Source organism: Bacteroidota bacterium (assembly GCA_023957335.1).
GTDB lineage: Bacteria > Bacteroidota > Bacteroidia > NS11-12g > UBA955 > JALOAG01.
In genome coordinates, this window is the sequence record JAMLHC010000002.1 from 333,271 (window position 1) to 346,980 (window position 13,710).

Below are 13,710 nucleotides of genomic sequence, written 5' to 3' on the forward strand. Positions count from 1 at the left end.
TTCAAAAGTTAGACTTAATAGAAAAGACAAAATTTCTACCTGCAGATGCTATTCCGGAACGATACACTCTGTATCTCTTATCAAGAATATTCTCAATACCGACAGTAAAAGATATATTGTCCAGAAAGTGATACATTGAAATAAAGTTTAAAGTCGCCCAAGCGGGAGAATATACATTACCGTTTTTGTCCTTAGCATACAGATAGGACTTGCTAATTTCAGAGGCGTCCATCATTTTATAGCTGACTTGTGAGCTAAACATTGTATAAACCTGCATGGTTAATTTATTGTATTTGTATGTCAAACGTGACACTCCGTATGCTGGCGCAATATGTCGAGGACGGCTTAAGTTACCATCATCCATTTCTTCTGTTCCATCTTGAAAATTATATTTAGCAGAAAAAATAAATCCGGCAGGAAGTTTTACATCAACCCCAACAAAAGCTCCATATATTTTAGCATAAGCAGCATTTTGAATTCCATAAACTTCACTCATGACACCGTTATACATAACACTATCCTGCCCGTTAAACAAAAAAGGTCTTCGCACCATTGCTTGGTCTAAGTATGTATAGTATCCGGTTATTTCAAGTTTTAAAGCACTCCCAAAACTTTTAACAACATTAAGTTCTCCGTTATATACATATTCAGCTTGTAAGTTTGGATTTGGCACCACCACTTCTCCTGACACCACGTCAGTAATTTTACCAAAATCGTCCACATTGGGTGCTCTAAATCCGGTAGAACCATTTATACTCACAATCCAAGTTTGACTTGCTTTATATACGAATCCTAAACTTCCGGTCAAAGCGTTTTTATCCACCTTTGCGCTGTTAAAACTAAATGGGTAAAAAGGCAATAACCTGCTAAAGTCTGAGTTAATGTTATAATTATTAAATCGTCCACCTGCTTGCAAAGTCAACTTCTTAGAAAGCAAATATTGATAACTCAAATAAGCTGCATAGGACTGCCATCTGGATTGAGGATAACGGTCTTCGTAAGCAACAGCACTTCCGTTGCGGATATCAATGGCAGAACCATTGGAGATGACATTATTAAACACATACTCAACACCATAAAAAAAAGTGTTTCTATGCAACGATTTGACAAAATCCACATTGGCAGAATACGTTTCTACCCTATCTAATTGAGTTTTCAGGAGATTTTTCTTAGACCCTGTTAGATTTCTGCTTATTCTACTTTCTTCTGTATTTTGTACAGCCAATCTTACATTCATTTCATCATAGAAACGATTATTTCTGTAATGCGATAATGTAAAGTTATTCATCATCCATTTTTGAGGTCCATAGTTCCAGAAAGCAGCTGTGGGAAGTCCATTTTTCATTTCAATCAACTTATCATAACGACTATATTCCGAGGTTTCGGAAAAATGAAATGCATATTGGAAATCCCAGTAGTTATTTGGTTTAAAGCGGATTTTTTGCATTACATTAGTTTGAGAATATGCTGTGGGAATCTGCACCTTTGGGTCGGGGTTAGAAAACACCCTGTCAACACTGTCTATTCTCACAATATAATATGTTTTCAAATATTCCTGAGGACCGTATGCCCCCATTTTTAAATCTCCAAATTCATTGTGTGAAATACTGGTAAGCATAGACCATTTGCGCCAGCCAACATTCACATCAATGTGTCCTGTTTTTTCATTATTGGCAGAAGCAGTTCTCAATACCACATTGCCTTTCACTAAGGGGGATTGGGTAAAAGAAAATCCCGGTGTCAATGTCTTAAAGCTCATTACTCCTCCAATAGCGTCACTACCATACATTACTGAACCGGGTCCAAAAAAGATTTCCGCATTTTCCATAGCAAATGGGTCTAAGGAAATCACATTCTGCAAATTGCCTGAGCGATAAATTGCAGAATTCATTCTGACACCATCAACAGAATATAGCAGGCGGTTTGCTGCAAACCCTCTTATCATAGGACTTCCACCTCCTTGTTGACTCTTTTGGATAAATACCTCACCTGAATTTCCAAGCATATCGGCAGCAGTTTGAGGGTTAAAAAAAGCAATATCCTTAGGGGTAATCAATGAAATATGCGCAGGCACAAACTCGGACGTTTGCATCCAACGATTGGCAGAAACTACAACCCCATCAATGTTGATAGCAATGGGAGACAAGGATACATTAAAAGATGCTTTCTCAATTTCGGCATAACTCATCACCTTTGATTGAAACCCAAGTGCCCTAAATTCAATTTTCTCGACATTGACAAGCAAAGAAATATCTGCTTGCCCCATTACATTGGTAATCGTGCTAAAGGACGGATTTTCACACAAAATATTTACTCCATACTGCGGTTTTTTATCCTCTGCATTCAGAACTGTTACGATTTGCGAAAACACATTAGTTGAACTAATCAGCAGAGTAATAAACAAAACTATCTTTCTCATTTATATTCCTCCACAAATAAAAGCAATAACATCTCAGCAAAAGTTTTTAATTAAAATTTTCAGGGATATAAAGAGTATAGCGCCTTTTATTTTCTTTCAAATGATTGATTGTAACATAGATAGCCATGTTTTTGTCAATAAAATCCTCAATCAGTTCGGGCCACTCAATGAAACAAGGAGTATCCCCTTCAATATATTCCGAGCCTCCTATACTCCAGAACTCTTCAATAGAGTTCAACCTATATAAATCAATATGATACAGTTTTTGAGTCCCTACTCCATATTCATTTATCAAACCAAAACTTGGACTGTCTGTTACCTCATCAACCCCAAGCTGTTTAGATATAGCTTTAACCAAGGTGGTTTTACCCGTTCCCAAGTCACCTTGAAGTAAGACAATATTGCGCTCCGTCAAGAGTTCTGAAATTTTCTTAACTAAACTACCTATTTCATCCAAACTTAGTTCAAGGACTTCCTTCATTGCAGTTAATTGCTCAACGAAACCAATGGAACGAGCATTTCTTCCATGCTAATGCCTCCATGTTGTATGGTGTCGCGGTAATATTTTACATAGTGATTATAGTTATTGGGGTAGGCAAAAAAATCTGTTCCTTTACAAAATACGAACCCGGAACTTACATGAAGTTTTGGCAAAAAAGCCATCTCCGGTTTCTTTATTTCAAACACCTCTTTGGGGTTATAGCTCAGATTTTTGCCTTGTTTGTAGCGCAGGTTAGTAGTAGTATTTCTGTCTCCCATTATTTTCACGGGTTCCTGCACTTTTACTGAACCGTGATCAGTTGCAATCACTAATTTGACTTTCTTTTCAGCAATGCGTTGAATGGCTTCCCACAATGGTGAATGTTTGAACCAACTGTCTGTGAGTGAGCGATAAGCTGCCTCATCTTCCGACAACTCCCTCATAACACTTACATCTGTCCTGGCGTGTGAAAGTGTATCAATAAAATTATAAACTATCACATTGAGTTGATTGTTAAACAAATTAGGGATATTTTCAACCATTGCTTTTCCGTTGTCAAGATTGGTAACTTTGGTGTAGCTGTGTTTAATATTAACTCTGAGTCTTTGCAGCAGGTCTGCGAGAAAATCAGATTCATATAAATTTCTGCCTCCTTCGTCCTCGTCATTAGACCATTTGTCAGGAAATCGTTTTTCAATCTCAGATGGCAACAATCCACTGAATATGCTGTTTCTGCAATATTGTGTGGTTGTAGGCAGAATACTCAAACTCATCCCTTCGTGTTCTACTTTGAAAAGAGTTTTAATTGTTTCGGAAATTACTTTCCATTGGTCATAACGCAGATTGTCTATCAACAGAAAAAATACAGGTACTTTACTTTCCAAATGTGGCAACACTTTTCTTCTGATAAGATTATGGCACATCACAGGGCTGTCATCTCCCGTTTGCTTTAAAAAATCCAGATAATTCTTTTGAATAAAATCAGAAAAATTACGATTAGCTTCTTTCATTTGGGATTCCAGCACCTCTTTCATGCTTTGATCTTGCGCCTTTTGAATTTCAAGTTCCCAATAGACCATTTTTTTGTAAATATCCTTCCATTCGTTAAGCTTGCGGGCATCCATCATCGCCATTGATATATTTCGAAAATCTCGTTGATAACCTAAATTGGTTTTTTCGGACTTGATTCTACCGCTTTCAAGCAATTTTTTGAGAGAAAGAATAATTTGATTAGGGTTTACGGGTTTGATGAGGTAGTCAGCAATTTTGGAACCGATTGCCTCCTCCATAATTTGTTCTTCTTCAGACTTTGTAATCATCACAACCGGAATTTCGGGATAAGATTCTTTGATGCGTGACAAAGCCTCCAAGCCGGACATCCCCGGCATATTTTCATCCAAAAAAACCACTTTGGGATTTTGTTTGATAACAGCCTCAACAGCATCAGTACCATTATTAACTGTAATCACTTGATAGCCTTTTTTTTCTAAAAATAGGATATGTGGCTTGAGCATATCAATCTCATCGTCTGCCCAAAGAATTGTAATCGGATTCATATTGCAATATTAGTGAATATGCCTCTGATTTTTGTATTCAATCAGATATTTGTAAAGGTAATATACTGCTGTTCAGAGAAAATAAAAATCAACTTCTCTTTTTCAGAAAAGGATTATTCTGATAAATTCTTTCAATGATTTCAACCACTTTCAACCCTTCGAGTGCATTGGTAGTAACTACATTTCTACCTTTGAGCGTATCAATCACATTGTCATAAAAGAGGTTGTGATTGTTTGCAGAGCCTTTGTACCCTCCATAATCATTGGCAGGGTTAGCTTCCGGCAACTCAGGCATTTGGTAATCCTTAATATTGCATATTTCAACTTCATTCATATACTGACCGCCAATCTTAACAGTTCCGTTCTCTGCAATAATTGTCAAGGATGATTCCAGGTTCTTATCCCAGACGGCAGTTGAGTAATTAAGACAGCCCATACCTCCATTGATGAAATCAAAGTTGACTACACCGCTGTCCTCAAAATCCGTGTTTTGTTGATGTTTAAAATCTTGAAATTTTGCTTTGATATTGGTTATATCACCAAAAAGCCAATACATAATATCAATAAAGTGAGAAAATTGGGTAAACAGTGTTCCTCCGTCCAATTCCAAATCTCCTTTCCACGTGTCAGGCTTATAGTATCTTTCATCGCGATTCCAATAACAATTGATTTGCACCATGAAAATCTCTCCTAAAACTCTTCGTTCCAACAAATCTTTAATCCAGGCAGAAGGAGGAGAATAACGATTTTGCATTACACAAAAAACCTGTTTGGACATTTGTAAGGCTTTGAAAATCATTTTTTCACAATCAGCTTTGCTCAATGACATAGGTTTTTCAATGACAAGATTTTTTTGGGACGAAAGTGCTTTCAACCCAAAGTGGGCATGCAAACCATTGGGGGTGCAAACTGAAACCACATCAATCTCAGGATGTTGTTCTAACATTTCGTCTGCCGAAGCATAGAAAGGTGTTTCGAATTGGTCAATTCCCAATACACTTTTGTCTTTGATATCACATAAAGCCACTAATTCAGCTTCAGGATGACGATGTACCATTTCTGCATGTCTTTTCCCTATGTGCCCGCAACCAATAACGGCAAACTTAACTGTCCGATTTTGAATATTCATTGATAAAAATTTGTCTATCTCTAAAGTTACAATATAGATCTGCAATATTAGCTACTTCCTGGTTATGTGAAGTAAGAATTATTGTGTGACCTGCATTCTTGAGTGTTTTAACAGTTTGAATAATAATCTGTGTATTATGTGAATCTAAATTAGCAGTAATTTCATCCAACAACAGAATGCTACTCCTCCTGTATATAGCTCTCGCCAGCATCAACCTTTGTTTCTGTCCTTCTGAGATTCTATAACCTTCCTCTCCAATTTGACGTGTTTCACAATCCTCAATAAAATCTTCCAGACCTGCTTGGCGCAATGCTGTTTTGACTTTGTCCAAATCGGGCATACTATCTGACCCAAAGCATACATTTTCAACTATACCATCTTTTAACACATAAGGTTTTTGACTAATCAAAGCAATCTGACTTTGCCATGAGCGCAGATTATTGTCTTTGAGTACTTTGCCATCCACAAGTAGCTCTCCTTCCGTTGCCTTCATTTGCCCTGCAATAATGCGCATGAGTGACGACTTACCAACTCCTGACTCTCCGGTAAAAACCACAATACAGCCTTTGGGTATGTTCAAATTAACTTTATTCAATATCGGGGTTCCACTATTACTGTACATCAGACTCAAGTTTTTCAACTCAATTTCTTTTGCAAATGGGAGCATTTCTTCCTCAATAAATTTATTGTTATCATAATCTGAACTGTTGAGGTGTCTGCTATACAACCTAATTTGAACCAAATTGAGCTGAATTCGGTTAATTGCCGGAATCAAACGAAACAAAGCAAGTGCAAAAATAGACCCCATCATGATAAAATCCTCCGTAGGATTCATCAATCGTGCATACAAAATCAACATTATCAAACCAATTACCGAAATCAATTCATTTACCCTAAAAGGTATGATACGCAATGAATTAGTGTCTAATTCCCCCATTGCAAGGTCTAAAACTTTGGAAGATAAACTTTCCTTGAATTTGTCTTGCGCACTACTTTGTTTCATATCTAACATCCCACTCAGATTGACTGCCATACTGTCAAAGAGCTTCTTTCTTCTTTCAATATTTTTTTCACCTAAACTAATACTCCTTTGTCGAATCCACTTATAAGCAACCCCCCCTGACACAAGCAATATAACCATTAAACCCACAGAAACATAAGGATAGAAGGCTATCATTCCGATTACAATAAAAATCAGAACTACTAATTCTTGGAATAAGGTAAAAAGCGGTACAAATATGCCTTGTCCTAAATATAAGGGTTGAAAATATACTTTTTCTGAGAACAGAGAAGTATCAGTTTCCATTCTTTTCTCATAAGGGAGGTTCAAAAATTTTTCAATATTCTTAGCAGAAACAAAACTTACAATTTTAGCGACTAATTTGACTTGTTTCTTTTGCAGATAAAATGCTATTAACGATTTGAGCAGAAAGAATATGAGCACAATCAAAAGAAAAACATACTGATACCAAGCCGGCATCATTTCTAAGCGATAATCGTGCGCCTTTCCTGTATTCAACAACAGAAGCAATACCGGCAACAAAAAAGCCAGTCCTACAAAGTCAGCCAAAGAAAGCATTGACAATTCAGTCGCGTGTTTAAACACTTTAGGTCTAAGCACCGGTGGCAGAAAAGTCAACGATTTTTTAACTATTTTAATGACTTCGTTTATGAACATGATGCTCGCCTGTAAACGGAGTTGCGAAAGTAAGCATAGACTTCGACTTTTGGTGATTGCAAATAGGAATATTGACTTGAAATTTAATTGTGTCTCCTTTATACTCATGAAATTAGGCTATCTTTGACGGTTCATTCAGACATGAGCACATCAGGCAAAGTCATTATTTTTTCGGCACCTTCCGGCACGGGTAAAAGCACAGTAGTAAATCATCTTTTACAAGTTTTTGACAATCTAGAATTTTCGGTTTCTGCAACCACTCGCAAGCCCAGAGGCAAAGAAGTCAATGGCAAAGAATATTATTTCTTATTAGAAAATGATTTTAAACAGAAACTGGCAAACAACGAATTTCTGGAACACGAAATGGTGTATGAAGGATTGTACTATGGTACATTATGGTCAGAGGTAAAAAGAATTTGGAATGATGGCAAAACCGTAGTTTTTGATGTAGATGTAATGGGAGGCTTGAATATCAAAAAACAATTTGGCTCCAATGCACTGGCAGTATTCCTAAAACCACCCAGTATTGATGTTTTAATGGAAAGGTTAAAAAAACGCAGTACCGAAGTCGAACATGAACTTCAAGAGCGTATTAACAAAGCCCATCACGAGCTTTCGTATGAAAGCAAATATGATGTTGTCATTGTCAATGATGTTTTGGAAGATACCTTTGCTAAGTGTGAAAAATTAGTGAGAGATTTTACCTCCAATTAATATTTTGTTCATAAAAGGCTATATAGCCCTTGAGGTATTGTTCCACTCAAGATTTCCGAGCATATAATTCCGACTACATGCTTCGTCTATATTGTCCGCCTACATTGAACAAAGCATCGGTTATTTGTCCCAAAGAGCATATTTTACCTGCTTCCATCAATTCCGCAAAAATATTTTGGTTGTGGATTGCAGCAGATTGCAATTTCTTTAAGGCTACTCCGGTCAATTTCTCATTGCGTTTATGCAGATTTTCAAGCATTGCTATTTGATAATCCTTTTCTTCTTGTGTGGCTCTAATAACTTCTTTTGGGACAACAGTAGGCGACCCCTTGCTGCTCAAGAATGTATTGACACCAATAATCGGAAATTCACCGGTCTGTTTTAATCTTTCATAATACAAACTCTCTTCTTGAATCGTACTGCGCTGATACATCGTTTCCATAGCTCCGAGCACTCCCCCTCTATCTGTAATCCTATCAAACTCAGCATATACAGCCTCTTCCACAAGGTCTGTCAACTCTTCTATGATGAACGAACCTTGAAGTGGATTTTCATTCTTAGCCAAACCTAATTCTCTATTAATAATCAACTGAATTGCCATAGCCCTACGCACAGACTCTTCGGTAGGGGTAGTGATAGCTTCATCATAGGCATTGGTGTGTAATGAATTACAGTTATCATATATAGCGTAAAGTGCTTGCAATGTGGTTCGAATGTCGTTAAAATCAATTTCTTGTGCATGTAATGAGCGACCACTGGTTTGGATATGATACTTGAGCATTTGAGAACGAGGGTCTGCACCATATTTCATTTTCATTGCTTTTGCCCAAATCCTTCTTGCCACGCGCCCAATTACAGCATATTCAGGGTCAATTCCATTACTGAAAAAGAAAGATAAGTTAGGTCCAAAATCATCAATATTCATCCCCCTTGACAGATAATATTCTACATAAGTAAAACCATTGGAAAGGGTGAATGCAAGCTGGGTAATGGGGTTTGCTCCTGCTTCTGCAATGTGGTATCCGGAAATTGAAACGGAATAAAAGTTTCTGATTGACTTTTTGATAAAATATTCCTGTACATCTCCCATAAGTCGCAGGGCAAATTCAGTACTAAAAATACATGTGTTTTGTGCTTGGTCTTCTTTCAAAATATCTGCTTGAACAGTTCCGCGCACTTGTGCCAATGTTTGAGCTTTGATTTTTCCATAAACCTCTTTTGGCAACACCTGATCGCCCGTTACCCCGAGCAGCATCAAACCAAGTCCGTCATTACCTTCGGGCAATTCTCCTTGGTATTGAGGAATGGGCTGCCCATAGCCTTTATATAGTTTTTCTATCTTCTTCTTTATCTCTTTCTCAAGACCGTTTTCTTTGATATAAAGTTCACATTGCTGGTCTATGGCGGCATTCATAAAGAAAGAAAGCAACATAGGCGCGGGTCCGTTGATAGTCATTGAAACAGAAGTTTTTGGATTGGCGAGATCAAAACCGCTATAGAGTTTTTTGGCATCATCCAAACAACAGATACTCACACCTGCATTTCCAATTTTGCCATAAATATCAGGACGCAAATCAGGGTTTCTGCCATACAAGGTAACAGAGTCAAAAGCTGTTGAAAGTCGTTTTGCCGGCATTCCCTTGCTTACATAATGGAAACGCTTGTTGGTTCTTTCCGGACCGCCTTCTCCGGCAAACATTCTGGTTGGGTCTTCGCCTTCTCTCTTAAAAGGATAAATCCCTGCAGCGTATGGAAATTCTCCGGGAAAATTTTCAGTCAATACCCAAAACACGATATCGCCCCAACTGCTGAAGCGTGGAACTGCAATTTTCGGTATCTGAGAATGTGAAAGAGACTCTGTATGAGTCTGAATTTTAATTTTTTTATCGCGAACCTGGAAAACAAAATATTCGTCCTTAAAGGCTTGTACTTTTTTAGCCCATTGAACAATAATGTCCCAATTATGTGGATTTAAGTTCTTTTTTTCTTTGTGAAACTGAGCTACTAATTTCTTCAAAATATCATCAGAGCCTTTGTAATTAGGGTTTGTGAGCAAATCATCTCCACCAAAACTCAGCACAGCTTGGTACAACCCATACAACCTACCGGCAAACCCAGACTGTACTTTTGCAGTGTTGTTATAATTTCTGTTGTTTTCGGTAATTTCGCTCAAATAACGGGTTCTATTGGGTGGTATGATATATACCTTTTCCGAAGATTCTTGTGTTAGCGCCACTCCTGAACCAAATTTGGCGCCTGTCTTCTTTTCAATCACAGTAATCAAACTGTGATAGAGGTTATTCATACCCGGATCGTTAAATTGTGAAGCAATAGTGCCAAACACCGGCATATCCTCCGGTTTTGCATGAAATAGTTTATGGTTTCTTTGGAATTGTTTTTTAACATCTCTGAGTGCATCCAAAGCACCTTTCTTGTCAAATTTATTCAATGCAATCACATCGGCAAAGTCAAGCATATCAATCTTCTCCAGTTGAGAAGCAGCACCATATTCAGGAGTCATCACATACAGAGCCACATCGGCATGTTCTGTAATTTCACTGCCCGATTGTCCGATTCCGGATGTTTCCAGAATAATCAAATCAAAATGAGCACTCTTGAGCACCTCTATAGCATCATCCACATGTTGACTCAAAGAAAGATTGCTTTGACGTGTTGCCATAGAACGCATGAATACACGTTCATCGTTGATGGAATTCATTCTGATTCTGTCACCTAACAATGCACCACCGGTCTTTCTCTTGCTAGGATCAACCGAAACTATTGCAATAGTTTTATTGGGAAAATCATTGAGGTATCTTCGCACAAATTCGTCCACAAGACTTGATTTGCCTGCCCCTCCTGTGCCGGTAATCCCCAGCACCGGAATCTTAGATTGACTTGCGATGGCTTTATATATTTCCTTGAATTTTTTGGGGTTGTTTTCAGCCAAGGAAATCAATCGTGAAATGGTATTTTCATCTCTTTTTGCTAATAACTTTTTAATTTTATCGATGCTTGGAACAGCCGGTTTCGTGTCATAAGCCTTGTCAACTCTTTGCATTAGGTCATTAATCATCCCTTGCAACCCCATGCTTCTACCGTCATCCGGAGAATAGATTCTGTCAATCCCATATTTCATCAAATCTTTGATTTCTTTAGGGAGAATAACACCACCACCACCACCAAATATTTTGATATGTCCTGCGCCTCGTTCTTTGAGTAAGTCATACATGTATTTAAAATACTCATTATGACCACCTTGATAACTCGTCATTGAAATGGCATCAGCATCTTCTTGAATAGCAGTATTCACAACCTCAAGCGCACTCCTGTCGTGTCCGAGATGAATCACTTCGGCTCCTGTTGATTGAATAATTCTACGCATAATATTGATGGCAGCATCGTGACCATCGAACAAAGATGCGGCAGTAACAATACGAATTTTGTGTTTGGGTGTATATATTTCAGGTTCTTTCATAACAGAGGAGTCTATTTTGAGACGCGCAAAATTATAAAATTGAGTGGTAAAAACACACTCAAAAACCGAGTTTGGGAAGTTGAAGGTCACTTTCCTGTTTTGGGGCACATTCCCACAAAGGCTTTTTACCACCTAAATCAGGTACATCAAGAGGGTCAAGTCTAATATCAAGTTCATTGTCAACCAGAACTGCTTTGATAAAGTTAGCAAATATAGGTAAGGCGGAGTTTGCTCCTTGTCCCAAATTAGTACTTCTGAATCGCACTGCTCTGCTGTCGCACCCCACCCAAGTAGCAGTAACAAGGTCTCGGGTTACTCCCATAAACCAACCGTCAGAATTGCTCTGCGTAGTTCCGGTCTTGCCCCCGATAGTACCTGCAATTTTATACCTCCCCCTTAGTCTGGCTCCGGTACCATAGTTAACAGCACCTTCCAAGAATTTGAAAATAGTGTAAGCCTTTTCTTCGGTCAATACTTGATTAATCTTAGTGGGGGCAAACTCAGCAAGCACATTGCCATTTTTGTCTTCAATTCGGGTAATAAACGTGGGTTCAATCCATGTTCCTTTGTTAGCAAACACACTGAACGCACTCGCCATCTCCATTACGGAAATGTCACACACCCCCAGACATATAGAATAAACAGCTTGCAACTTCGCACTGTCAATGCCCATTTTGCGTACAAAATCAACGACATTCTGAGGGCCTGATTCTCCTAAACTCTTCATCAACTGTGCTGTATATAGATTATCTGATTGAGCCAGCCCCATGGACATATTCATGAACCCTCCACTGCTTCCATCAGAGTTTTTGGGCGACCAAGTTTGAGCTCCTTCAATAAAGAAAGTAGTTTGTTCTCGAGGAAAATACTCGCATGGGTCTGCTCCCAGATAAAGTGAAGAAGCATAGAAAAGTGGCTTAAAAGTAGAACCAACCTGTCTTGTAGCACTCTTATTCACATGGTCATATTGGAAGTATTTATGATTGATTCCGCCCACCCATGCTTTGATTTGACCTGAGTGCGGGTCAATAGCAATAAATCCTGTTTGCAAGAATTGCGCATAGTATTTAACAGAATCCAATGGACTCATAATGGTATCTTTTTCACCTTGCCAAGAAAACAGTGTCATCTTCACCGGTTTGTGCATTTCCTTCCAAATCAAAGCAGAATCACCATCAAATTCCGCACGCAAACTCCTATACCTGTCTGTCTTTTTAGCCTCCATTTCAGGAAAGCTTTTAAGTTCAGCCCATGTTTCAGTCCGCCATGGTACTCTATTGCCCCAACTTTTATAAAAATCTTCTTGCAAAGTAGCCAAGTGGGATCTAACAGCTTGTTCCGCATGCTCCTGCATACGTGAGTTCACAGTAGTATAGATTTTCAATCCGTCTTTATACAAATCCAAACCTTTTTCTTTACACCAAGGAATCAGGATTCTTTTCATATACTCTCTAAAATAGGGCGCCAATCCATCATTGTGTGAATCTTCAACATAGTCTAAAACAATAGGCAAGGTTTTTAAACTGTCAAAAGCTTCGTGTGTCACAAATTTATATTTTGCCATTTGCGACAGCACGACATTCCTTCGTTTGAGAGAGTTGTCAGGATTGGTTTTGGGACTATATTTTGAAATTGCTTTGAGCACTCCTACCAGAACTGCTGATTCTTCAACATTCAAATCAATGGGTTCCTTATTAAAAAATTCTTTAGCGGCAGATTTGATACCGTAAGAATGACCTGAGAATTGAACAGTATTGAGATACATAGTGATGATCTCGTCTTTGGTATATGCCCTTTCCAATTCAACCGCTATAATCCACTCTTTGAGTTTTTGGATAACCCTCTTGAGTTTATTGCTATAATCGGGATCATGAAAAAGATTTTTCGCCAACTGTTGCGTAATTGTACTGCCGCCACCTGAGCCACCGGCACTTGCAATGGCACGCGCCAAACTTCTGAAATCGATACCCGCATGTTTTGCAAAACGAATATCCTCAGTAGCAATAAGGGCATCATACATAAAATGACTGATTTGTGCATGAGAGACGTTGGAGCGGTTTTTATAAAAATATTTACCTAACACAACTCCGTCCTCAGCATAAATTTCGGATGCGATTTCACTTTTAGGGTTTTCAAGCTCAATGATATCAGGCATTTTCCCCAACATGCCTTGACTGATTCCAAACATAAATAGAAAGCCAAATACAATGGAACCGGCAAGAGAAATCCACAATATTAAAAGTACTTTTTTCAAC

At 38.2% G+C, this 13,710-nt stretch carries 8 protein-coding genes; 1 reads left to right on the plus strand and 7 read right to left on the minus strand.

Features of this window, described 5'->3' with window-relative positions; translation table 11 throughout:
- Nucleotide 1: 1 nt before the first annotated feature.
- From M9892_04920 to M9892_04940, 5 genes are all read right to left on the minus strand, one after another.
- The gene (locus M9892_04920) at nucleotides 2-2,419 is read right to left on the minus strand and encodes a TonB-dependent receptor (protein ID MCO5253693.1); all 2,418 of its coding nucleotides are present in this window, start codon (nucleotides 2,417-2,419) and stop codon (nucleotides 2-4) included.
- 46 nt (nucleotides 2,420-2,465) lie between these two features.
- Nucleotides 2,466-2,900, minus strand: a complete 435-nt coding sequence (gene tsaE / locus M9892_04925) for a tRNA (adenosine(37)-N6)-threonylcarbamoyltransferase complex ATPase subunit type 1 TsaE (protein MCO5253694.1) — start codon at nucleotides 2,898-2,900, stop codon at nucleotides 2,466-2,468.
- Nucleotides 2,901-2,905: 5 nt separating this feature from the next.
- Nucleotides 2,906-4,456: a PglZ domain-containing protein gene (locus tag M9892_04930; GenBank protein ID MCO5253695.1), complete on the minus strand. Its 1,551-nt coding sequence runs from the start codon at nucleotides 4,454-4,456 to the stop codon at nucleotides 2,906-2,908.
- Nucleotides 4,457-4,544: 88 nt separating this feature from the next.
- Entirely contained in the window at nucleotides 4,545-5,585 is a 1,041-nt protein-coding gene (locus M9892_04935) for a Gfo/Idh/MocA family oxidoreductase (protein ID MCO5253696.1), read from the minus strand.
- Nucleotides 5,560-7,263, minus strand: a complete 1,704-nt coding sequence (locus tag M9892_04940) for an ATP-binding cassette domain-containing protein (GenBank protein MCO5253697.1) — start codon at nucleotides 7,261-7,263, stop codon at nucleotides 5,560-5,562. The genes M9892_04935 and M9892_04940 overlap by 26 nt, the downstream gene beginning before the upstream one ends.
- Nucleotides 7,264-7,404: 141 nt before the next feature.
- Between M9892_04940 and gmk the strand changes: the two genes are divergently transcribed.
- Nucleotides 7,405-7,977, plus strand: coding sequence for a guanylate kinase (gene gmk / locus M9892_04945; protein MCO5253698.1), 573 nt, complete (start codon nucleotides 7,405-7,407; stop codon nucleotides 7,975-7,977).
- Between the two features lie 73 nt (nucleotides 7,978-8,050).
- Here the strand turns inward: gmk and M9892_04950 are convergent, their stop codons facing one another.
- Nucleotides 8,051-11,455: a methylmalonyl-CoA mutase family protein gene (locus M9892_04950; GenBank protein ID MCO5253699.1), complete on the minus strand. Its 3,405-nt coding sequence runs from the start codon at nucleotides 11,453-11,455 to the stop codon at nucleotides 8,051-8,053.
- A gap of 58 nt (nucleotides 11,456-11,513) precedes the next feature.
- On the minus strand, nucleotides 11,514-13,709 hold the full coding sequence (locus tag M9892_04955; protein MCO5253700.1) for a transglycosylase domain-containing protein: 2,196 nt from the start codon (nucleotides 13,707-13,709) through the stop codon (nucleotides 11,514-11,516).
- Nucleotide 13,710 lies beyond the last annotated feature (1 nt).